At 62.8% G+C, this 23802-nt stretch carries 19 protein-coding genes; 5 read left to right on the forward strand and 14 right to left on the reverse strand.

Annotation, left to right across the window (positions count from 1 at the left end):
* Positions 1-91 precede the first annotated feature (91 nt).
* Entirely contained in the window at positions 92-778 is a 687-nt protein-coding gene (locus BJG93_RS22370) for an HAD family hydrolase (RefSeq protein WP_027196421.1), read from the forward strand.
* A 208-nt stretch (positions 779-986) separates the two neighbouring features.
* Positions 987-1226, forward strand: coding sequence for a hypothetical protein (locus BJG93_RS22375; RefSeq protein WP_027196422.1), 240 nt, complete (start codon positions 987-989; stop codon positions 1224-1226).
* 89 nt (positions 1227-1315) lie between these two features.
* Here BJG93_RS22375 and BJG93_RS22380 read toward each other — a convergent pair whose 3' ends face one another.
* From BJG93_RS22380 to BJG93_RS22445, 14 genes are all read right to left on the reverse strand, one after another.
* Positions 1316-1708, reverse strand: a complete 393-nt coding sequence (locus tag BJG93_RS22380; RefSeq protein WP_027196423.1) for a carboxymuconolactone decarboxylase family protein — start codon at positions 1706-1708, stop codon at positions 1316-1318.
* Positions 1709-1829: 121 nt separating this feature from the next.
* Positions 1830-2315, reverse strand: a complete 486-nt coding sequence (locus BJG93_RS22385; protein ID WP_027196424.1) for an OmpA family protein — start codon at positions 2313-2315, stop codon at positions 1830-1832.
* A 304-nt stretch (positions 2316-2619) separates the two neighbouring features.
* The gene (locus BJG93_RS22390) at positions 2620-3168 is read right to left on the reverse strand and encodes a hypothetical protein (RefSeq protein ID WP_231337587.1); all 549 of its coding nucleotides are present in this window, start codon (positions 3166-3168) and stop codon (positions 2620-2622) included.
* Positions 3165-3536 carry a M35 family metallo-endopeptidase gene (locus BJG93_RS22395; protein WP_231337588.1) on the reverse strand — a complete coding sequence of 124 codons (372 nt, stop codon included), beginning with the start codon at positions 3534-3536 and terminating at the stop codon, positions 3165-3167. Before BJG93_RS22395 ends, BJG93_RS22390 begins: the two co-directional genes overlap by 4 nt.
* 41 nt (positions 3537-3577) lie before the next feature.
* Positions 3578-3871, reverse strand: coding sequence for a hypothetical protein (locus BJG93_RS22400; protein WP_027196425.1), 294 nt, complete (start codon positions 3869-3871; stop codon positions 3578-3580).
* Positions 3872-3874: 3 nt separating this feature from the next.
* Complete coding sequence (locus BJG93_RS22405; protein ID WP_027196426.1) at positions 3875-4330, reverse strand: hypothetical protein; 456 nt, start codon at positions 4328-4330, stop codon at positions 3875-3877.
* 632 nt (positions 4331-4962) lie between these two features.
* Positions 4963-6393 carry a mannose-1-phosphate guanylyltransferase/mannose-6-phosphate isomerase gene (locus BJG93_RS22410; RefSeq protein ID WP_027196427.1) on the reverse strand — a complete coding sequence of 477 codons (1431 nt, stop codon included), beginning with the start codon at positions 6391-6393 and terminating at the stop codon, positions 4963-4965.
* Between the two features lie 87 nt (positions 6394-6480).
* Positions 6481-7191, reverse strand: coding sequence for a GNAT family N-acetyltransferase (locus tag BJG93_RS22415; protein WP_027196428.1), 711 nt, complete (start codon positions 7189-7191; stop codon positions 6481-6483).
* A 36-nt stretch (positions 7192-7227) separates the two neighbouring features.
* Positions 7228-8565 (reverse strand): aminotransferase class I/II-fold pyridoxal phosphate-dependent enzyme, encoded by a 1338-nt coding sequence (locus BJG93_RS22420; protein WP_027196429.1) that lies wholly within the window; start codon positions 8563-8565, stop codon positions 7228-7230.
* Positions 8566-8588: 23 nt separating this feature from the next.
* Entirely contained in the window at positions 8589-9503 is a 915-nt protein-coding gene (locus tag BJG93_RS22425; protein WP_027196430.1) for a UDP-3-O-acyl N-acetylglycosamine deacetylase, read from the reverse strand.
* Positions 9503-17188, reverse strand: coding sequence for a type I polyketide synthase (locus BJG93_RS22430; protein ID WP_027196431.1), 7686 nt, complete (start codon positions 17186-17188; stop codon positions 9503-9505). Before BJG93_RS22430 ends, BJG93_RS22425 begins: the two co-directional genes overlap by 1 nt.
* Entirely contained in the window at positions 17185-18720 is a 1536-nt protein-coding gene (locus tag BJG93_RS22435) for an LTA synthase family protein (protein ID WP_027196432.1), read from the reverse strand. Before BJG93_RS22435 ends, BJG93_RS22430 begins: the two co-directional genes overlap by 4 nt.
* Positions 18721-19506, reverse strand: coding sequence for an SDR family NAD(P)-dependent oxidoreductase (locus tag BJG93_RS22440; RefSeq protein WP_027196433.1), 786 nt, complete (start codon positions 19504-19506; stop codon positions 18721-18723). It abuts the gene before it with no gap.
* Complete coding sequence (locus BJG93_RS22445; RefSeq protein WP_027196434.1) at positions 19499-20707, reverse strand: capsule biosynthesis protein; 1209 nt, start codon at positions 20705-20707, stop codon at positions 19499-19501. Before BJG93_RS22445 ends, BJG93_RS22440 begins: the two co-directional genes overlap by 8 nt.
* 465 nt (positions 20708-21172) lie before the next feature.
* Here BJG93_RS22445 and BJG93_RS22450 point away from each other — a divergent pair, with 465 nt between their 5' ends.
* The 3 genes from BJG93_RS22450 to BJG93_RS22460 are packed head-to-tail and all read left to right on the forward strand — an operon-like array spanning position 21173 to position 23779.
* Positions 21173-22327: a capsule polysaccharide export protein gene (locus BJG93_RS22450; protein WP_027196435.1), complete on the forward strand. Its 1155-nt coding sequence runs from the start codon at positions 21173-21175 to the stop codon at positions 22325-22327.
* Between the two features lies 1 nt (position 22328).
* Complete coding sequence (locus tag BJG93_RS22455) at positions 22329-23129, forward strand: ABC transporter permease (protein WP_034478386.1); 801 nt, start codon at positions 22329-22331, stop codon at positions 23127-23129.
* Positions 23126-23779: an ABC transporter ATP-binding protein gene (locus BJG93_RS22460; protein ID WP_027196437.1), complete on the forward strand. Its 654-nt coding sequence runs from the start codon at positions 23126-23128 to the stop codon at positions 23777-23779. Before BJG93_RS22455 ends, BJG93_RS22460 begins: the two co-directional genes overlap by 4 nt.
* Positions 23780-23802 lie beyond the last annotated feature (23 nt).

Raw genomic sequence — 23802 nt, forward strand, 5'->3', positions numbered from 1 at the left:
AAAATCAGCGGGAGACTTCTTGTGCGCTCGTCGACGGTGCGGACCGATGAGGTATGCTCATCCGCTTCGCGAACCTTCTGTGTCCTTCCCGATGCCCGATTTTCCTTTCGACGCCGTGCTCTTCGACTGCGACGGCGTGCTTGTCGATTCCGAACCCATCACGAACCGCGTGCTCACCGAGATGCTCGGCGAGCTCGGCTGGCATCTGAGCGTCGAAGAGACGATGCGCATTTTCGTCGGCAAGATGGTCAAGGACGAAGCCGCGTTGATCGAGGCGCGCACCGGTTTTGCGATCACCGCCGAGTGGCTGACGCAGTTCCGCGCGCGTCGCAACGTGGCGCTCGACCACGCGTTGCGCGCCATCGACGGGGCGCCCGCCGCGGTGCGCGCGCTGCGGCAGACTTTGAACGGACGCATTGCGGTGGCATCGGGCGCGGATCGCGTGAAGATCGAATTGCAACTGGTGAAGGCTGGCATTCTCGACTGCTTCGACGGACGCATTTTTAGCGGCCACGAAATGCCGCGCAGCAAGCCGTTTCCCGATGTCTATCTCGCTGCCGCCGCGGGACTCGGCGTCGACCCGGCCCGTTGCGCGGTCATCGAGGATACGGTGACGGGCGCGACCGCGGGCGTCGCGGCCGGCGCGACCGTGTTCGGCTATTGCCCGACGCACCTAGGTCACAGCAGCGCGACCGCGTTGCATGGCGCGGGGGCGGTGCACGTGTTCAGGGAAATGGCCGAGCTACCGGCATTGCTCGCGGGATGGGTCAGGCGCTGATCGGCCGACGTGTTGTCGGTTGAACGACATCGGCCTGACGCAAGTTGGCCGACGCCGATCAGTTTTCGGCTGCGCAGATGCAGTCGATCAGCGCTGGAGCCAGTACAGACGGTCAATCGCGCCGTATGGCATGGTGCGTGCAACCGGTACAGCCGAGCGCAAAGCATTTGCGCGCTCGATGCCCATCCAACGTTGCCGGAGATTCATCATGACCATCCTGACCCTTGCCGATCTGTCGCGCTGCGACGAACTCGACCACGCCGCTTCACAGTCCGTGCGCGGCGGCCACTCGTGCTTCACGCGCGAATATCCGCCGTCGTGTTTCGGCGAAAAGCCGCCGCACTACAACCCGCCCCACTACAACCCCTGGGAACCGGTACATAACGGCTGTGGCCCGGTCTACACCCCGGTCTGCCATCCGGGGCCGGGCAAGATCGTGCCGTTGTGAGCCCGGGCCTCGCGCCGTTGCGTACGACGGCGCAAGCTTGCATGCGGCCCGAGTCGGTACGACCGGGCCGCATCGCGCGTTTCGTGCACTTACTCGAAGGCCGGATCGATCGGCACGCGATAGCCGATCGCGAGCCGGTTCGTTTCATTGGCCATCCCGACGATTGCCTGCAGCTCGCCGAACATCTCGTCGGTCATGCCGGCGCGACGCGCCGCGGCCGTGTGGCTCGCGACGCAATAGCCGCAGTTGTTCGTCACGCTGACCGCGACATAGAGCAGCTCCTTGACGAGCGGATCGAGCGCACCGGGCGCCATCACTTCCTTCAGGCTGTCCCATGTGCGCGCGAGCGTCGGCGGATGCTGCGCGATGTACTTCCAGAAGTTGTTCACGTCGTCGACCTGGCGGGTGGCTTTGATGTCGTCATAGACGGCTTTGACTTCGGGCGGCGCGTCGGGGTATTCGATGGGCTTGGGCTGGGTCATGGGGGCTCCTTGGCGTGGCGGTTCGGGGTGGGCGTTGGGGTATTGTGCGCTTGTGGTGGGGGCTGGGTGCGAAGGCGATCTTGCGCTGTACTAATTCTTCTCCACCTTCGGGCTGGATGACCTACTTGATAGCCTTACTCGTCGGCGTTACGCGCGGATCGTCGCAAAGTCGTGCGCAGCCGCCGTCGCATATCGGAACAAGGGTTACTGATATCTGATCGAGCGCCGCATTTTCTTTATCATCAACGTCTGGTTCCTTGATGATTCTCGTATCGACCCAAACATTTTTTTCCTTTACGCCAAGTTGAACCAGATAGCTTTTGAGGTTCGCGGCGCGCTCCGCTGCTATTTCCTTTGGGCTCCGCTCTTTTATATATCCGCCGGCATAGACAATGCCTCTGATTTCGACGTTCAGCCATTGCTTCGCAGCGAGCATCATATCCGCAATCTTGATGCGTTCAGAATTCGGAATTTCCGTTGAATTGAGTAGCAAGCTGCTTGTCATATCCTCCGAAACGGTGCAAGCAATTGCATTACCCGCGCTCACAGCAAAGCAAAGCGCCACAAGGGAGCGCGTTCCCCGCCGCAAGAAACGTTTCCTTTCCATGAAACTATCCTCAGTCGTTCATTTCGACGTAACACGCCAGGCTATCCGCATTCCTTACGCCTTCAGGATGGTCCTGCGCCCAGTACGAAAGACCAATGCTGACGCCGTACATATCATCGATTGAATCGAATGCCTCTGTGAAATGCGTGCGTCCATGAATAAGCGTCAAAACTTGGCAGCCATGCCATAGCTGCGACCGTGTCATATCGCAATGATGCGCGTTGTTGAATCAGGTTTACAGACCGCAGGTGCATTGCCCACAAAAAGTCTAACCGCGCACCACCATTTCCGAATTGTCCTTATGCTATTTCAGGTTAGAAGGCCCCGGATCTGGCCATAGCCGCGGATCGTCGCACATCCACCGGCAGTCTCCCCCTTTGCATAACGGAGTTAACTCGATTTCGATTTGCCGAACAGCAAGTTCGCCGTCCGACCGCCTCACCACATGGACATCCGTCATTGTCTTAGGTTCGACATAGATATTTTTACCCAAAATTCCAAGTTTCCTCAGATACGCTTTCACTACCTCGCCGCGACGGTCCTGTAATATGTCCAGATCGCGCTCGCCAATATACGCGCCGGCGATTACGATGGCCTGAATCTGCACATCGGGCCATTTTTTCGCCTTGCCGACCGCGTCTGAAATCAAGCGCCGATTTCCCTCGGAAAGCGCGGTAGTGTTGAACGGCAGCTCAAGCTCCACGTTGTACAAAAAGCGGCATCCCGTGCTGGATGGCCGCTTTTCCACAGTATCCAACGAGCCATCTGCGCGAACCGGTTCACAAAGACCAGCGGACAAGGCGAGCGCAGCGACCAGTACGTGGTACCGAGCGGTCTTTTTCCTGTTGATCATAGTATTACTTTGTCGAAATTCGCTATATATCCAGTTATGTTGTCTGCGTTCTCAATCGCTTTTTCCGGATGATTCTCCGCGAATATCCGCAGGCTTGTTTCCTTGTCGGCATAAGCCCAGTCTTGCGAATTGAACGTGTCCGTGAAGTGGGTACATTCATGGATTACCGTCTTTATCTTGCACGTGCCATGCAGTAAGCCAAATGGACTCTCGCAATACCTCGAGTAGAGGGCGATGACCCGCTTTTCCGAATCGGGTTTACAGACTGCTGCGTGATTGACACCTGAATCCGGGTTGACTACGCATGACAGCTTCCTGCTCGTTTTACTATCAAATCGTACGATCTTTTCAGGGACCAGTTGTTGCATTGCTGCGAGCAATCGCGGCAGCCCATCGCTAAGTACTTTTCTTATATCCTCGTTCGCACGTGCAAAAAAGTTGTTACGCGGTCCTGCTCTTTGTCGTCCCAGCGCGCCAAGCCCTCAATGCGTCTTTTGATTAACTCGATGCCGATGTCGCGGGCCCGCATGACTTCCTTTCTAAACTCCTGATTGGTCATGTTCGGGCAGATTGGCTTGGCGTTAATTACTACCTCTACAAATGATCCTAGGTTCGTGTTAGTCACGGCACCTTGATGAACAAGCACCCACTCGCCATCTTCATCTTCGGTGGGGACTCTGAATCCATACTGATTGATGTCCATGTCTTAACTCTCCACTTTCAGTTCTACGAATTTCAGTCCCGGCGTGACAACCCGCTCTGTCCATCCGTCTGAATCTGTCACACCGGCAATAATCTGTTTACCGTTGGCGAAAATGCGGTAGCGCACATTCGTGACTGGACTGCCTTCTTCATCCTTTACGAGGAACCGTTCATCGAACGGGCCCGCAGGTCGATTGCGACAGAGGCATCCCTCGCCTTCCCCTAAAGCCTGCCTCATGTCGTAACCGGATGGGAGAGTCTTGATCGCATCAATCCGAATCCACTCCCCGGATTTCGGGTTCATCGTCATTGCCTGAGGCATATCAGGCCACTCTTTGTATATCTTGAATGTAATACGACAATCAAGACATTCCCAGTCATCTGATCCCTCGAACATATCCGCAAAGTGAGCCTTCATTTCTGCGATGATCGCCTCTGCGGAGCGCATCCTTTCGTACATTGGATCCTCCCATAGGTTAATTCGCGCTCTCAGGCCGTCAGACCAATGAGCACGCAAAGAGCAGCGGCAGTGACCCTCCGCGTCATGGTTCAGATCGAATACAACCAAAACCTATTCCGCAGAAAGAATTCACCGATTTCGACGTTCTCCGCCATTGCGGGACGGCATTGGCGGGAAGTTCGAGTAGACTGAATAGCTGAACCGCGACGCAAGCATTCTTCCTTGCCCACTGCATCATCCCGTTTCTGTTGTCCCATCTGACCTCTGCTGTTTTTTCCAGAACACACAGCCGACGAATTAACCATCTAAAACGCGACACGGTCAATGACTTTAAATTGAGATAAAACATTTTTGACAGATATTAACAATGCTTCCAGGTTTTTCATTTCTATTGCATATTTCGGCTCATGCCGGACGAATTAGGATAAAGGCACACCTCACGGCCTGTTCCCCTGCGAGATCACTGTGCTTATAGGTCCATACACGTTGATTTCCCGCCCATCATCTACCCGATGCTGATCCCTCGCATGCATTGAGTCGCTCCCCGCATCCGCTCAGCGCGCATAAAAAAAGCCACCGGTCTTTCAACCGGTGGCCTTCTATCACAGCACCAACACTAAACGTCGAGAGCGTTAAACCTTCGCGACACGCCCGTACGTATCCTCGAACCGCACGATATCGTCCTCGCCGAGATACGCGCCCGACTGCACCTCGATCAACTCGAGCGGAATCTTGCCGGGGTTCAGCAGCCGGTGGGTGACGCCGAGCGGAATATAGGTCGACTGGTTTTCGGTCAGCATGATTTCCTTGTCGCCGTTCGTCACCAGCGCGGTGCCCTTCACGACGATCCAGTGCTCGGCGCGATGGTGATGCATCTGCAGACTCAGCTGCGCGCCCGGATTGACGACGATCCGCTTCACCTGAAAGCGCTCGCCGCTATCGATGCCTTCATACGAACCCCACGGCCGCACCACGCGGCGATGCGTGACCGACTCGTGACGCCCCATCGCATTGAGCTGCGCTACGATCTTCTTGACGTCTTGCGCCTGGTCCCGATGCGCGACCAGCACCGCGTCCGCGGTCTCGACGATCACGACGTTCTCGAGCCCGATCGCCGCCACGAGCCGATGCTCGGCGCGAATATACGAGTTGCTGACCGCATCGGTCAGCACGTCGCCGATCAGCGCGTTGTTCTGCGCATCGCGCTCGGCGATGTCGGCGAGCGCGGTCCACGAACCGATGTCGTTCCAGCCGAGATCGGCGACCGCGACGACGGCCGCGCATTGGGTCTTCTCCATCACCGCGTGGTCGACGGAAATGTTCGGGCTGGCCGCGAACGCCTCGGCATCGAGTCGCACGAAATCATGATCCTGCTGCGCGCTCTGCAGCGACAGCTCGGCCTGACGCGCGATCTCCGGCTCGTAGCGGCGCAGCTCGTCCATATACGTCGACGCGTTCAGCATGAACATGCCGCTATTCCAGTAGTAACGGCCTTCATCGATGAAGCGCTGAGCCGTTGCGGCATCGGGCTTCTCGACGAACGAATCGACCGCGAAACTCTGCGTGCCGTCGATCAGCGCCGCGCCCGCGCGGATGTAACCGTAGCCGGTATGCGGCTCGGTCGGTGCGATGCCGAACGTGACCAGACGCCCGTCCTTCGCGATCTGCGCTGCCGCTTCGACCGCCTTCACGAACGCGGCCTGGCCGGCGATCACGTGATCGGACGGCAGCACCAGCAGCAACGCGTCGGGCGCGTCGCGCAATGCGAGCAGCGCGGCCACCGCGATGGCCGGCGCGGTATTGCGGCTCGCCGGTTCCAGCACGATGCGCGACGAACCTACGTCGACCTGGCGCAACTGCTCGGCGACAAGAAAACGCTGCTCGTTGTTCGTGACGACGATCGGCGCGGTGACATCACCGATGCCGCGCAGGCGCAACGCGGTTTGCTGGACCAGCGTGTGTTCGCCGGTCAGCGCCAGGTACTGCTTCGGGTAACCGCCGCGCGACATAGGCCACAGTCGTGTGCCGCTGCCGCCGCAAAGAATGACGGGATGGATATGCATAGTTCAGGTCCTCGTGGGTGTGTCTTATCAATCGACTGCATCGCGCTTGCCCCGTACGCGGCGCGGCCGTGTTTTTTTCCGCGTCACTTATTTCTTGCCTGCCCACTCCATCCGCACCGACTCCAGCTCACGCGGCAAGCGCGCCGAAAGCGGCGCCCGGCGCGGCAATTCGACGAAGCCGAGACGCCGGTACAGCGCGTGTGCGCGCTGGTTGCTCACCAGCACGTCTAGCACCAGCTGTTGTCGATCGTGTCCGCCATGCGCCGCGCGAGCCTGCGAATTCATCAACGCCCGCGCGCGCATAGCATCCGTAAACAGCGCGCTGAAAACGCCCGTGCCGCGTAGACGCTCATGCGTCGCGCAGTGGGCGATCAGTGTCTGCGACGACTTCGGCGCCGGCAATTCGCTTTCGAGCACGAGGCCGCGCAACAGCATGCGAACCGTGCGGCGCAGGCCGAAGAACAACATCAGCATGAGCGCGACGTGCGGATCGTCGAACCATGTCTGCCGTCCGTCATGCAGCGCGAGCACCGCGACCGGTTGGTCGTCCACGGTCACGGCCACTCGGTGGCGTCGATACGAAAAGCGTCCGAGCTTCGATGCAAACGCAAACGACAGAAACTCGATGCACGCATCGGCCGGCTCGCCGAGAAAGAAACCAAATTCGCGCACGCCCGATGCGAACATCAGCGGCGCGCACGCTTCGGCGTCGCCGGCGCGCGCGGCGCGAAAGCGCAACGCGACCGGTTCTTGTTCGCTATCTGGCCAATCCGCGCGTGCGGCATCTACGGCATACATGACAGGCTGCCCCCTGTTCGATTCGTTGCGGTGCGGCTAACGAGCTACGCGCTTGAGCGCGACGATCGTGCGGCTGATCTGCTCGGGTTCGTGCGTCGAGCAGATGAAAAAGCGCAAGCGCGCCGCCTTTTCCTCGACGGCCGGATAGAAGATCGGCTGCACGTTGATGCCTTCGGCAAACATTGCGTTCGCCCACTGCGCGGCCTTCAGCGTGCTGCCGGTAATGATCGGCACGACTGCATACCCCGCGCTCTTGCCGGTATCGAGACCGGCGGCGCGCGCTTCGTCGACGAACTGCCGCCCGCGTGCACGCAAGCGCGCGACCCGCTCGGGCTCGGCGATCAGACGCTCGAGCGCCGCGAGCGACGCGGCCGCCAACGCGGGCGCGAGTCCCACGCTATACAGGAAGCCCGGCGCGAGATGCCGCAGGATGTCGATCAACGCCTGCGTGCCGGCGATAAACCCGCCACAACCGGCCAGCGTTTTGCTGAGCGTGCCCATCCAGATATCGACATCGCCGCTCGCCACGCTGCACTGCTCGCGCACGCCCTTGCCGGCCTCCCCGAGCACGCCGAGCGAATGCGCTTCGTCGACCATCAGGAACGCCGCATGGCGGCGCTTGATGTCGACGAATTGCGCGAGATCGGGAATGTCGCCGTCCATGCTGTACAGACCTTCGATCGCAATCAGCACGCGCCGGTAATCGTGCCGCACGCGCGCGAGCAACGCGTCGAGCGCCTGCCAATCGTTGTGCGGAAAGCTCAGCCGTTTGGCGCCGCTCAATTGCGCGCCCTGCACGATGCTGTTATGCGCGAGCGAGTCGTGCACGATCAGGTCGCCGGGACCGAACAGCGAGCCGATCACGGTCACGTTGGTCGCGTGGCCGCTGACGAACACCACGCAATCGTCGGCCTCGTAGAACGACGCGAGCGCCGTTTCGAGTTCGCGCTGCACGGGCCGCTCGCCCGCCACCATGCGGCTGGCCGACGCCGACGTGCCATAGCGGTCGATCGCCTGTTTCGCTCGCGCGCACACGTGCGGATCGCCGGCGAGACCGAGATAGTTGTAGTTCGCGTAGTTCAGATACTCGACGCCGCCGATGCGCGTGGTCGCGCCGGCCACGCCTTCATGCACGCGAAAGAACGGCGACTGCACCTGCAGCTTGTCGCCCATCTGCCGCAGAATCTCGACCTGCTGATAACCCGGCATGCTTTCGAAGCTGCACAGCTCGGCGCGCGCGGCGTCCTGCGCCGCGCGAGTGCCGCTCGCCGCGAGCGGCGCGCCTGGTTCGCGCGCGTCGTCGGACACGCGTTCGAGCTGCCTCATCAACGCCTTCGCGGCGAGTTGCTGACGAAGGTGATCACCCAATCCCATAGTGTTTCGCTAATCCTGTACGTTCAGCCCGCGAATTCGGCCCATTCCCACGCGTCGCGATCCGCGAGCAGCGCGGCGACGAGCCGGTAGTTCATTTCGTGACTCGGCCGCAACGCGCTCACGCGGCCCAGCAATGGCGCGCCGGCCATCGCCATGTCGCCGACCAGGTCGAGCACGCGGTGGCGCACGAACTCGTCAGGCACGCGCATCCCGCCGAGCACCCGATTGCCGACGATCGCCGCCGTGCACGACAGCCGCGCGCCGCGCAGAATCGGCATGCCGCGCAGGTAGCCGGCCGCGATCGCCGGGATCGCCCACTTGAGGCGCCCATACGAGCGCGACGGCGCGATCTCGCCCGCAAAGCTCGCGGGCGTCAGCGCGCCGTCCCAGCGCAATGCGCCGAAGCCTTTCAGATCGTTGCGCACGCTCATTTCGTATGCGGCGGCCGGTTCGATCGACATGCTGCGTTCGTCGCGCGTGCCGGCGCCGTCGGCGATCCGCACGGGCCGCAGCACGCGAATGAAACGCTTCGCACCCGGCAGCTCGATGCGTCCGCACGCGTGAATCTCGTCGAGCCAGGGTTGCGCGCTGCCGTCGAGAATCGGCACTTCCTCGGCGTCGAGCTCGACCGTCGCGCGATCGATTTCGCACGCCAGCAGCGAAGCCAGCAGGTGCTCGACGGTGCGCACGCGCACGCCATCGGCCGCTTCGAGCATCGTGCACAGCGGCTGAGCGCGCCGCAGCGCGGGATTCACCGCGAATTCGGCCAGCACGCCGCCATCTTGGATGCGCCGGAACACGATGCCGCGCGGACCGCTGGCGGTACCCGGCAGGATCCGCACGTTCACGCGCCGACCCGTGTGCAGGCCGTGGCCGCTCACGGTCAGCTCGCGCGCGAGCGTCCCCTCGCGATGACTCCAGCCCGCGGGCGCGCGCATCAGACCAGCTCCGTCGCGCTCGACTGAGCGGACAGCGCATCGGCCACGTCGGCCAGCGCGTTGGCACCGACATCGAGCGCATGCTGCGCGGCGACCGCCGCGACTTGCGCCGCCATCTGCGCGGCGGCGCCGTTCGGCTCGGCCGCCTCATCCTGCGTCTGGATCGACTCGACGATTCTTTGCGCAAGCGAATGCACGGTCGCGCCTTCGGCCATCGTCATGATCGACAGCTTGACCTCGAAGCGTTCTTCGACGGCCATGCCGAGCTCCATGCCCATCAGCGAATCCATGCCCATGTCGAGAATCGAGCGGCCGGTTTCGATCTTCTCCGGCGACATGTGCAGGATGCGCGCGATCTGCGCCTGCAACGTCTCCTCGACCCATCGCCGCGCGTCGTCGAACGGCATCGCCGCGATCTGCTCGCGCATCTGCACGCTGCCCTGACGCGCCGGTTCGTGACTGCCGCGCGCTTGCAGCTCGGTGTAGCGATGCGCGCGCGCCGCCGGCATGCCGAGCGCGAGCGCATGCCAATCGAGCCGCACCACTGCTTCGCCGGCATGCATCGCGACCAGCGCGCGTTCGAGCGCGGCCATCGCTTCGGCCGAGCTGATCGACACGCCGCCGATGCGCGCCTGCAGCGCTTCGCGTGTGTCCGCGTTGCGCGCGAGGAAGCCGACGTCGTCGAGCGGGCCCCATGCCATGCAGGTGCCCGGCAAACCGGCCGCGCGCCGCTGTGCGATCAGCGCTTCGAGGAAGCTGTTCGCCGCGACGTAGCTCGATTGCCCAGGATTGCCGAGGAAGGTCGTCGCCGACGAATAGACCACGAAGAAATCGAGCGGCAGCTCGCGTGTCGCGCGATGCAGATTCCATGCGCCCGCCACCTTCGGCGCGAGCACGGCGGCAAAGCGCTCGTCGTCGAGATTGCGCACCAGACCGTCGTCGATCACCATCGCCGAATGCAACACGCCCTTCAACGGCGTGCCGCGCCGCGCGAGATCCGCGAGCAACGATTCGAGCGCGGCCGCGTCGGTCACGTCGCAGGCGACCGTGCGCACTTGCGTGCCGTTGCTCGCGCGCCAGCGCGTGACCTCTTCGGCCAGTTCGGGCGCGAGTGTGCCCGAACGGCTCGCGAGCAGCAGATGACGCGCGCCACGTGACATCATCCAGCGCGCGCTCGCAAAGCCAAGCCCACCCGTGCCGCCGACGATCAGATACGCGCCCGCCGGATCGAGTTGCAGCGAGGCGCCGGCCTGCGCCGAACGCGCCGGACTCGGCGTGCCCGCCGGATACGTGACGAGAATCTTGCCGATCTGCCGCGCCTGCTGCATATGGCGGAACGCTTCCTCGACGCGCTCGGCCGGGAACGCGCGATACGGCAGCGGATGCAGCACGCCGTCCGCGAACAGCCGCATCACGTCTTCGAACAAACGCGCGGTCAGCCCCGGCAACGCGCTCATCAACTGATCCGCATCGATGCCGAAATAGCTGATGTTGTTACGGAACGGCCGCAAGCCGATGCGGCTGTTTTCATAGAAATCGCGCTTGCCGAGTTCGAGGAAACGACCGAACGGACGCAGCGTGTCGATGCTGCGCACCATCGCTTCGCCGGCCAGCGAATTGAGTACGATGTCGACGCCCGCGCCTTGCGTGCGCTCGCGGATTTCATCGGCGAACGCGAGGCTGCGCGAATCGAACACATGATCCGCGCCGAGCAGACGCACGAATTCGCGCTTCTCGCGGCTGCCCGCGGTCGCGAACACTTCCGCGCCGAGATGCCGCGCGAGCTGGATCGCCGCGATCCCCACGCCGCCCGCCGCGCCGTGCACGAGCACCCGTTCGCCGCGGCGCAGACGCGCGAGCTCGCACAGCGCGTAGTACGCGGTGAAGAACGTGGTCGGCACCGTCGCCGCTTCTTCGAACGTCAGACGCGCGGGTTTGTGCGCAATCGCTTCCGCTTTGGTGCGCACGTGGCTCGCGAACGACGCCGGCGCGAAGCCGAGCACCGCATCGCCCGGCGCGAAACGCTGCACGTCGCGGCCGACGCGTACGACGCGCCCGGACAGCTCCATGCCGACCGTCGCGCCCGCGAAGCCGTTTTCGACGGCTTCGTCGGACAGCAGGCCCATCGCGTACATCACGTCGCGGAAATTCAGGCCGGTCGCGACCGGCTCGATCTCGACCTCATCGGCCGCGAGCTCGCGATGCGGCAACGGGAACCATTCGAGGTTGCGCAACGAACCCGGCGACGCGAAACCGAGCACCGCCGCTTCATTGCGCGCACGCAGCGGCTCGGCGACGATGTCGCGCAGCGCCGCGTTCGGCGTGGGCAGCATGCGGGTCACGTAGCGGCCGTGCGGCGTCAGCAGCACTTCTTCCTCGCCGTCGGATGCCAGCAGTTCACACGCGAGCAGCGCGCCCGCGTCGGGTTGCGTCGCGCACACATCGATCAGACGGCACGACAGTTCGGGATGCTCGTTGGCCAGCACGCGGACCAGCCCCCACAGTGCGCCCTGCTCCGGACGCAGCGACTGCGCATCCACGAACGGCGTCGACACCGGCGCGCCGCCGCGTGTGACGATCCACAGTTGCGGCAGCGTTTCGTTCGACGCGGTCGCCAGATCGCGCACGAGCTGCGCGAGCGCGAGCGTCGTCTGCTGCTGCGTGCGCATCACTTCGGCGCCGTCCGCGTCGGCGGACAAGGGCTGGTCGGGCGCGATAAAGACAATGTGATGGGCGATGTGCTGCCCACCTCCGGCCGGCGCAGCCAGCTTGCTCATATCGTCGCGCAATGCCTGGACTGTCGTGCTCGACGTCGTCTGACCGGCGGCTTGCAGTGCCGTGGCGAGCTTAGCGTCGATCGGGTCGATCGCGCCGGACGTGGCGTACAGCAGCGACCAATGCGCGGGCGATGTATTCGCCATAGTCGCGCCCGCCGCATCGTTCGCGGCCACCGCGAGCGGCGCGCGCGCCACCAGCAATGTCGGCGCGCCTTCGAGATCGAGCCCTTGCTCCGCATGGCGCGCGACCTGTTCGAAGCCGGCCTGCTCGAGCAGTTGCGTCAGCGCCTGCGGCGACAGCCACGCCGCGCGGCGCGCGTTGGCGTGAGCGGCGTCCGCATCGAGATCAAACACGAGGTCCGCGAAACGGCTATTGCGCGGCTCCGCGATCACGACCAGCGCGCCCGGCGCGAGCCAGCCGCGCAACGCGACGAGCAACGCGCGCGGCTCGCTTTGCGCGGCGAGCACGTGACTCGCGACCACGACGTCGTAGCGCTCGCTCGCGTCGACGCCGACGAGACGCGGCGCATCGTCGAACTCGACGGTCGCGACACGGAGCGACGGATGCTCAGTCGTGTCGAAGCCGCTCAACTGCTCGCGCGTACCCGCGATCGTGTAATCGCAGCGCGCGACCGGCACATGAATCGCGAGCGGCTGCAGTACGTCGGTGAGCGGCGAATCGAGTTCGAGCACGCGCAGACGGCGCGGCTCACTCCAGCTTTCGATCGCGCGATGCAGACACGCGGCGGTCAGCGCGTTCGCATGCGTCCACGTCGGCGACGCTTCGAAGAAATGCTCGACGAGACTGCTGCGCGACGGCGGCAAGATCTGCGCGCCGCTCACTTCGCCGCGTAGTACGGCAGGCAGCGCCGCGCCGCAATGCGCGAGCAGCGTCAACTCGGCCACGTGCGCGGGCGATTGCGCGAGCAGCTCGCGCCACAGCTCGTCGATGGCGGGCAGGTTCGCGCAGGCGTCGTCGTCGCGCACGAGACGCGCGCCGTCGCGACGCGCAAGTCCATCTTCGATGACGATCTGCACGAGTCGCGCGAGCAACACCGGATGCGCGCAATCGGGCAGCGCCGGCTGTGCGAACACGTCCAGCGCGTCGAGCGCCTGCAACGCGTAGGCGCCCGCGAGCACGTCGAGCAGCGGCAGCATCTCGGTCAGATGCGTGTGCCGGCGCGCTTCGTCTTCCCGCGCGGCGAGCACGCTCGTCGCATCGGCGAGCAATGCGGCGGCCGTGGGCAACGCATGGGCGTTCACGTCGGCGGCAAGCGGCTTCGCTTCGACGATATACGTATAGCGTCCGGGCGCCTGCTGGCGCCGGCTCAGCAGATCGACGCGACGGAAGCGGCACGCGCTCAGACGCGCGACGACCGCGCCCTGCGCGTCGGCGAATTCAAACGATGCGACGACCGAATGCGGGCTGCGCCGCTCGATGCGCGCGAGCACATAGCGGATCGCCTCGCCGCGCAGATAGTCGATGCGGCCCAGTTGCACCGGCACGTAGGCGGCCTGCTCGAGCTCGCCATGCCGCGGCGAAGCGAGCAGCGCGAACAGCGGATGAAAGCCGCTGTCCATCAGCGCCGGATGCAATGCGAACGCGTTCACAGCGTCGGCGGACTGCGCGAGCACCGCGGGCATGTCCACTTCGGCAAGGGCCATGTCGGCGTTCGCGTCGACGTGCACCGTGCGCACCCAACGGAACGCGGGTCCATAGTTCAGGCCGATCGCGGCGGTGTTCGCGTACAGCGTGTCGCCGGACATTGCCGGCTGCGCGAGCAGGCTCGTCAGTTCGAACAGCGGCAAGTTGGCCGCCGCGTCGCCGAGCGCGCAGCCGCTCGCGAGCAAACGGCCGGTGACGTTCAGCGACCACGCTTCGTCCGACATGCGCTCGCGCGTTTCGATCGTGAAGTTCGCGGTCCGCACGTCCACGGTGAAGCGGAACAGCTTCGAATGCTGCGGCTGGAACACGACCGGCAGACGGATTTCGACGTTCTCGACCGCGCAGCTCGCGGTGCCGAAATGCACGCGCGCGGCGGCGAGCGCCATCTCGACGTAGCCGGCGCCCGGAAACGCCGCGCCGCCATCGACGACGTGATCCGCCAGCATCGGCAGACCCGCCGGGTCGAGCTGGTTTTCCCACGCGAGCGCATGCTCGTGCAGACGATAGCCGAGCAGCGGATGCTCGCGGCGACGGTACACGAGGTTGTAGGCCTCGGCGGTCGGGCCGAGCCAGTGGCGTTCGTGCTGCCACGGATACGACGGCAACGCCACCTGTCGGCTCAGCAACGCACGCGGCGCGAAACGATCGACGTCGACGTTCGCGCCGTTCGCGATCATCGCGTAGAGCGCGTGATGCAGCGTTTCCGCGCTGTCGTGATTGCGCTTGAGCGTCGCCAGCGAGCGGCCCGCGATGCGCGCGTCGTCGAGCGTTTGCGTCACGTAGGTGCGCAAAATGGAATGCGGGCCGATCTCGAGGAACAGACGCACGCCGTTCTGCGCGATGCGTGCAATCGCGTCGCCAAAGCGCACCGGCTCGCGGATATTGCGCCACCAGTAGCGCGCGTCGAGTTCGGTGCCCGCGAGTTCGTCGCCCGTCACCGTCGAGACGAAATCGCGTGCGACTGCGTTCGGCGCGAGGTCGGCGAGACCCGCGAGTACGTCGGGCTCGATCGGGTCCATCTGACAGCTGTGAAACGCGTAGTCGAGATCGAGCATCTGGAAGAAGCGGCCGCTCGCCTTGACGGCCGATTCGAGCGCTTGCAACGCATCGAGCGGACCGGCGAGCGTGACCGCCTGCGGACTGTTGACGCCGGCAACTTCGACCGTGGCGTCCAGATCGTGTTGCGCGATCAACGCACGCATCGCCGCTTCGCCCAGACCGGCCGCCGCCATGCGGCCGGTGCCGCGCGTTTTCGCCTGCGCGCGGCTGCGAATCTTGATCACATGCACGGCCTGCGCGAGCGTCAATGCGCCCGACGCCCACGCGGCCGCGACTTCGCCGACGCTGTGGCCGACGCACACGTGATACGCGACGCCGCGCGCTTCGAGCACGCGCACCACGCCGACCTGGATGGCGAACAGCAACGGCTGCGAATGCTCGGTGGCCGCGAGACGCTCGGCGCTCACGCCCTCGCGCAGCATGTCGAGAAGCGAAGCGCTGCCGTCGGCGCGCCACAGTGCGTCGAGTTCTTCGAGCGCCGCGCTGAACACCGGCTCCTGTTCGAGCAACTGCTTGCCCATCCCGGCCCACTGCGAGCCGTTGCCGGAGAATACGAGGGCGAGACGGCCGTCGTCGGCCGGCGCTTCGCCTTTGACGAGCGCCATGTCCGCGTGTTCTTGCGTCGACGAGGCCAGCGCGGCGAGTGCCGCGCGCGCTTCGGCGAGCGTCGACGCCGCGACGATCGCGCGATGCTTGAGCCATTGCCGGCGATGCGCGGCATTCGCTGCCAACACATTCCACGACGCGCCTTGATCGAGCGACGCCAGATAGCGTGCCGCGAGATCGGGCAATGCGGCCGCCGCGCGCGTCGACAGTACGAGCGGCGTGAGTGGCGTTGTCGCGTCGCCGCGTTCGGGTTGCGTTGCGTGGGTGACGCTCGAAGCCGGTGCCTCGCGCAGCACGATGTGCGCATTCGTGCCGCCGAAACCGAACGAGTTGACACCGAGCACGAGGGGCGCGTGCGCACCATCGGGCGATTCGAGCGGCGTCAGACGATCGACGACCCGCAGCCGGCCGCCGACGAAATCGATCGCCGGATTCGGCGTTTCGAAATGCAGCGTTTTCGGCGCCGCGCGATGCTTCAGGCACAGGATCGCCTTGATCAGGCCGGCCATGCCCGACGCCGTTTCGAGGTGGCCGACGTTGGTCTTCACCGAACCGATCAGCAGCGGACGATCGACGGGCCGCCCCGCCGATGCGACGCTCATCAACGCGCGCGCCTCGATCGGATCGCCGACGGCAGTACCGGTACCATGCGCCTCGACATAAGCGAGCGAGCGCGGATCGACGCCCGCGCGTCGATACACCGTGCGCAGCAGCGCGGCCTGAGTCGCCGCGCCCGGCACGCTGATGCCGCCCTGCGAGTAGCCGTCCGAGTTCACGCCCGAGCCGGCGATCACCGCGTGGATCGTGTCGCCGTCGGCGAGCGCGCGCTCCAGCGTCTTCAGCATCACGAGCGCGCCGCCTTCCGAGCGGACGTAGCCGTCGCCGGTCGCGTCGAACGCGCGACAGCGCCCGCGCGGCGACAGCATCGACGCCTTCGAGAACGTCACGAAACCGAACGGATGCAGCAGCAGATTGACGCCGCCTGCGATGGCCACCTCGGCGTCGCCCGACTGCAGCGCCTGACACGCCTGGTGCAGCGCGACCAGCGACGACGAGCAGGCGGTATCGACCGACACGCTCGGCCCGCGCAGATCGAACAGATACGACAGACGGTTCGACGCGATGCTGAGCGTGTTGCCGGTCGCCGAATACGGGTCCACCGCGTTCAGGTCGTCGACGAAACGATTGCCGTAGTCCGGGCTCGCGACACCGATATAGACCGCGCAATTGCTGCCTTCCATGTCACGCGGACGCACGCCCGCGTCCTCGAAGGTTTCCCACGCGAGCTCGAGCAACAGACGCTGCTGCGGGTCCATCTGCTGCGCTTCGCGCGGCGAAATGCCGAAGAATGACGCGTCGAAACCCGCCACATCGTCGAGCACGCCCGCGGAAAACGTATAGCTCTTGCCCGCTTCGCGCTTCGACGGATGCTGGTAAAACTCCGTGCCGAAGCGATCGGCCGGCACTTGCGTGACCGCGTCTTTTTCGTCGCGCAGCAACGCCCAGAAATCTTCGGGGTTCTCAACATGGCCCGGGAAGCGGCAGGCCATCCCCACAATCGCAATCTGTTTGGTCATCGTTCTTCTGTTGGGTGCAGCGTGCGCGTCGGCGTCTCGCGCGATCCAGCCGGCGCGAGTGCTTCTAGGAGGGCGACGCCAAGTTGCCCGGCGTAAAGATCAGCTCGGGTAGCTGGCGCTTCACCATAGTTGCGCCAGATAAAGTAGTTGCTGTGTGCGGGCTCGTGGTCAAATTGCGCGTACACGTGCGAAAGCGCCGGCACGTGATCGCCATAAAAACACAGCACCGTGTCGCGGCGCCGCGCGCGCAGCGCGTCGAGCAGCCGGCCGAGCATCGCATCGGCGTTCGCCAGATGCCGCAGATAAGCGGTCAGGTCGCGCCATTGCTCGTCGTCGCCGAGCGAATGGAAAGCGGCGGCCTCGCCGGGTCGAACCGTTTCCAGATGCAGCGGGCCGTGGTTTTCCATCGTCATCGAGAAGATGAACGCGGGTTTATCGCGCGGTTCGTCCAGCGCTTCGACGATGGCATCCGCGACCGCCATATCGGCGACGTACGGGCCCGCGCGCGGTGCGTCCGCGAATGCCTTGATGTCGACGAAGCGGTCGATCTGCAGATGTTTGAAGGCCCGCTCGCGACCGAAGAAATCCGCGTAATACGGGTGAATCGCGAGGGTCTGATAACCGCCCTGCTTGAACCACGATGCGAGCGATGCGCACGCGCGCCGCACGAACGCGTACGGATAGAAACGCGCGTAGCCGAGCTGCGCGTCATCGACGCCCGTCAGCACCGCGAACTCCGTGCGCATCGTATTCGCGCCCCACGCGGGCACCGTCAGCTCCCCATGCTGGATCGACTCACGGCCCGCGAGATCGAAGTTGCGCAGGATCGACGGATTGATCGAGATGGACAGACGCCGCGCGTCGAAGAACGACTCGCTCTGGATCAGGATTACATCGGGCGTCGTGCCTGGCGTGCCGGTCGCGAACGGACCGTTGGCGAGCGCGGTGCGCAACTGACGCGCGGTGGCGGGGCGCATGCCGTTCAGCAGATAGGCGATGAAAACCGCGAAAAAGCCGTGGCGTTGCTGATCTTCGACGGCACGCAGTGATAACGGCAAGCGCGCGGCGCATGCGTAGGCGGCCGCCATCGATGCGCAGGCGGCGAGCAAAAGCGCCGCGATGGGCCGATGCGCCAGCGGCGTGTCCGCAACGAACGCCGCGACGACTACAACGATGCCGAGCACGATCGCAACGACCGTGCCGACGCTCAGGAACGGCAGATAAAGACGCGGATGCGCGAATAGCTGACTGAAGAGGCTCAGGTCGGTGAAGACGAACGGCTCACGCAGCGACGCGTATTTCGCGTTGCTGACGCCCGCCAGCAGCGCGACCAGTGCAATCGCGACGAACGCCGAAAAATGCACTCGCCCCGTGATCAGCAACACGCACGCGCAGAGGAACGCGATGGCCGCGATATGCAACGTGAACGCAAGCGGCGAGCGACGCAGCGACGCGCGCGGCTGCGCGAGTGCTTCCGGCACAAAGGCGAGGCCGGCAGCGGCCGCGAAACTGAGCGCGAGCGTCGCGTTCACTCAATGCTCCTCGCGCGGCAGATACGACAGGCCGCCGAGAATCGCGTCGGCGAGGACCGCTGGCAGCAACGGCAGCAGCCGCATGCCGAATGCGAGCAGGCTCGGGAACGCGATTTCGGCGCGGCCGGCTGCCAGTTTGCGCTGGATGTGTTGGGCTGCTTTGTCGGCGGACCAGAGGAATGGTTTGTCGCCGGGGAACACGTCGCTCATTGCCGTTTTCACGAAGCCCGGCAGAACGATCGACATGCGAATTCCATCGCGCGACAGGATCGGACGGACCGAATCGCCGTAGGCCTTGATCGCCGCTTTGCTCGCGCAATAGGCCGGCGAAATCGCCATGCCACGCAGCGCGGCAAGCGAGCTGATCAGTGTTACGTGGCCGTGTTTGCGCGCACGCATGCGGGCGATGACCGGCAGCACCGCGTGCATCGCGCCGTAGAAGTTGGTGTCGATGATCGCGGCCGTGCGCGCCAGGTCTTCCCAGTCGGTCGCGGATGCGAGCGTGCTGGCCGCGCCGGCATTGGCGATCAGCAGGTCGATCGGGTGCGCGTCGTCGAAACGGTGCAGCCAGCTTTGCATGGCTTGTGCGTCGCGCACGTCTATCAGCGCGGTCTGCACGCTTGCGCCTTTTGCGCGGCAGGCTTGTGCCGAGGCTTCGAGACGTTGCGCGTCGCGGCCGGTCAAGGCCAGTACGACGCTCGGTCCTGCGTAAGCGGTTGCGAGCGCGCGACCGAGACCGGCGCTCGCGCCGGTGATCACGATGTGGCGCGGCGCGGCTTTACGCATGCGCAGCGGCCTCGAGACGTTGCACCGCCCCCCTCACCGCCATTGCAATGCCGGTCTTCGTGTAGAAGTCGCCGTTGATTTGCGTGTGGTGGACGACGTAGTCGAGGAAGGCCTGGTACAGGTTCATGTCGGGCTGGTCGGCTTCACTCCAAAAATCGTCGAGCGAGCCTTGCCACGTCAGGCCGGGCATGTTGTAGATGGCAGAACCGAGCGCCATCAATGGGCGACGGTGGTGCAGCGCCGACAGGCCCACCGTGCTGTTCACCACGACCGCGCCGCGCGCGTTGTCGAGCAGCGTCGGTAGATGGCCGGCGTCGATGAAACGTAGGCGCTCGGCGATGCCGAGTTCGCGCGCGAGCTGCTCGGCGTGACGGCGGTAGTCGATCAGGCCGGTGTCGAGAGGATGGTTCTTGATCACGAGCCAACTGTCGGCCGGCGCGTGATGCGCGAACGACGTCAGTACTTTTGCGATTGCATCGCGCACGCTGTCGAACGGCGAATGGACGACGATCTGCGCATCCGAATTCAGTTGCAGCGGAAAGATGTAGTACGCGCGACCGGCTTCGAGTAGATCGCGAGTGACTTTGTCGGAATCGTGATGATGTTTGCGTTGGCGCAATGCGCGCGCGGCCAGTCCCGAGTATTCGAAGAAGCCGTTTCTCGGACGATGGCTGCGGTAATGAGGAAAGCGCAACGCGAATAGCGTGTTGGCGCCGCGATAACGGATGTCGTGAAACGCGCGCTCGTATAGGTTGTAGCCGGTGGGACGACCGACGGGGCTCAGCGGCGTGAAACGGCGTTGGTCGAGATACCAGGCGGGATCGCGCGACAATTGCGAGCGGCCGTTTACGCCGTGCTTTTCCAACGTCAGCCAATGCGGGCGGACATAGCCTTCTTCGAAAACGTGGACGCGCAGGCCGTGGGTTTTTGCAATAGGGTGTACCGGACGATGTATTTCGCGACAGTCACCGAACATTAGTACGTCGGTAAAGCTGCTGGCGTTCACCTTATTGGAATACCAATCGGACAATTCGCCTGGCTGTCCGCGAAAATTCCATGCATCACTATTACAAGCATATGACAGATCACCGCCGCAGAAATTAACCCGACGTACGGCGTGGCCGCGTTCGCGCAATGCTGTGGCAAGCCGGCTAAAGAATGGAGAAGCCGTGCCTTGCAGGGCGAGGAAGGAGCGGTGCATGTAAGTACGTCGAATGGCAGGTCGAGCATTACCGATAGAACACATAGGCATACATGCGCCCTCGGCCCCCGGTGACCTTGGTATCGTTTGAATTGTGCTACTGGTCTCAAGCAAGGAGCGAAGAATACAACATCACGAGACGAAAAATAACTCGTAACAAGAAAAAATCGGAAAATTGTTCAAAGGACACGAAGTTGGATGACGGAAGCCAGGCCGGCTGGATATAATCGGGCGGCCTTGCTCCACTGGGTGGACGTACGCTGCCATTTACCATGTAAGAAAACTCCGCGCCTGACCTGCGCGTGTAACACCGGCAGAAACATCGCGTAAGGATTCGTATTGGCCCATGTAAAACGTTTGCGCGGTCCGAATCACAAGGATTTGTTGGTGCCATCGCCTGTTCTTTGTGGCTCGCCAAATACGCTGCGTGGGAACTGAAAGAACTATTCAAAGTTGGATAAGACGTTGGAAAATGCATCTAGCAACATCGCGGCACTGCCGCCTTCGGGAAAAAAGAAAGGCCTGGTTGAACGCGTCAAGGGGGTCAATCGCCTCTTTGCGTTAACGGTTGTCCTGCCGACCACAATCGCCGTCGTGTATTTCGGTCTGATCGCGTCGGATGTCTACGTGTCGGAATCGCGCTTTGTAGTGAGAAGCCCGCAAAAGCAAACGCAGTCCACCGTAGTAGGCGCACTACTGCAAGGAACCGGCTTCTCGCGCGCGCAAGACGACACTTACGCCGTTGTCGCCTACATCCAGTCGCGCGATGCCCTTAAGGAACTGAATAAAGCCAACTATATTGCTGATGCCTACGGCAATCATGGCGACTTTGTCAGCCATTTCTCGCGAAGCTTCGACGACAGCTTTGAAGCGCTCTGGAAGTACTACAACAGGCATGTCGTATCAATTGAGGTGGACGCCACGTCAGCTATCGGCACACTGCAGGTCCGTGGCTACACGGCAAACGACGCTGAAAAGATCAATGAGCACCTGCTGGAATTGAGTGAGAGCCTGGTCAATCGCATGAGCGAACGCGCCACAACCGATACCGTTCGATTCGCGCAAAATCAGGTTGACGCGGCTGCAATCAAGGCGAAGGATTCCGCAGCAGCGCTGGCGTCCTATAGAAATTCAAACACGGTCTTCGATCCGGACAGGCAGTCCGCATTGCAACTGCAGCAGATCACCACACTTCAAACCCAGCTGTACGCCGCCCAGACGCAGCTGATCCAGCTACAGTCCATCGCGCCGCAAAATCCGCAGATACCGGCGCTGAAGACTAGTATCGCCACGATTGAAAAGCAAATTGAAGTAGTCTCAGGTGGCGTGGCGGGCGGACAAAATTCATTGTCGAATAAAGCCGCTGCGTACGCACGACTGCAACTTGACGCACAATTTGCAGAGAAGCAACTCGCGTCCGCGATGACTGGATTGGAAAACGCACGCGCGGAAGCTCAACGGCAGCAACTGTACCTCGAGCGCCTTGTACAGCCCAATACGCCCGATGTGGCAATCGAACCGAAACGCCTGAAATCGATTTTCGAAGTTTTCGCGCTGGGAATGATGATTTGGGGTGTCTTGAGTCTGCTGATCAGCGGCGTGCGCGAACATCACGACTAGGATGCAAGCGGTGCAACAGACGACCCCATTTTTCCGCTCCCTCGAGATCCAGCTGCGCGTAATCGGCGCCTTGTTGATGCGAGAAATCCTGACTCGCTATGGGCGCCATAACGTTGGATTTCTTTGGGTATTCTTCGAGCCGATGATGTTCACGCTCGGGATCACCGCATTGTGGACCGCTTCGAAAGCAACACACGGATCAAATGTTCCCATCACGGCGTTCGCCGTGACCGGCTATTCGTCCGTTCTTCTGTGGCGCAATGCTGTAGGCCGATGTGCGCTCGCCATCGTCCCGAATCAGAGCCTCCTTTACCACCGAAACGTTCGGGTGATCGATCTGTTTATGTCAAGAGTGCTGCTCGAGATCGCGGGCGCCAGCATGTCATTTTTTATTCTCAGCTGCCTCTTTATTGCAGTGGGCATGATGAAGGCCCCTGCGGATATTTCCCTGATCGTTTCGGCCTGGATCTATCTCGCGCTACTGGGCACGGGATTGGGATTCGCAGTCGGAGCACTAACCGAGCGCAGCGAGACGGTCGAACGTGTATGGCACACCATTGCCTACTTGCTGTTCCCCTTGTCGGGCGCAGTGTTCATGGTGGACTGGCTACCGCCCGCTTTTCAGCAAGTCGTTCTTTATATCCCGATGGTTCATGGTGTCGAAATGCTCCGAGCTGGCTACTTCGGATCGATAGTCAAGGCTCATTACAGTATTCCCTACATGGTGGTTTCCGACCTTGTGCTGCTTTTCGTCGGGCTCGCACTCGTGCGCGAAGCCGGAAGACGCGTGGAGCCGGAATGATCGAACTTCGCAATCTGACAAAAGCCTACAACACGCGACAAGGAAAGCGCGTTGTTCTGGATGACATCAACCTTCGCGTTCGCAAGGGTGAAAAAATCGGTATTCTCGGACGCAACGGCGCCGGAAAATCGACAATGATTCGCATGATCAGTGGGGCGGAACTACCTACGTCTGGAACGATTCAACGGAAGATGAGTGTCTCATGGCCGTTGGCATTCGGCGGTGCGTTCCAGGGCAGCTTGACGGGCATGGACAACCTGCGCTTTATCTGCCGCGTATATGGCACTGACGCAAGAGCGTCGGAACCTTTCGTCCAAGAATTTTCAGAGCTCGGCTACTACTTACGCGAGCCGGTTAAGAGCTACTCTGCCGGCATGCGTGCCCGCCTCGCCTTCGCGATATCGATGGCGATTGAATTCGATTGTTTCCTGATCGATGAAATTATCGCGGTCGGTGACAGCCGCTTCCACGAGAAGTGCCATCACGAGCTGTTTGAAAGGCGCCGAGACCGCTCACTCATTATTGTCAGCCACGACGCAGGCTATATCCGCCAACACTGCGACACCGCCGCGGTCCTTGTCGGCGGAAGACTACATAGCTTCGAAAACATTGACGATGCGTATTCGTTCTACCAGCAAAGCACCAATTGAACAAATCTAGCGCATCGCGTCGC

The sequence above is a fragment of the Paraburkholderia sprentiae WSM5005 genome, from assembly GCF_001865575.2.
GTDB lineage: Bacteria > Pseudomonadota > Gammaproteobacteria > Burkholderiales > Burkholderiaceae > Paraburkholderia > Paraburkholderia sprentiae.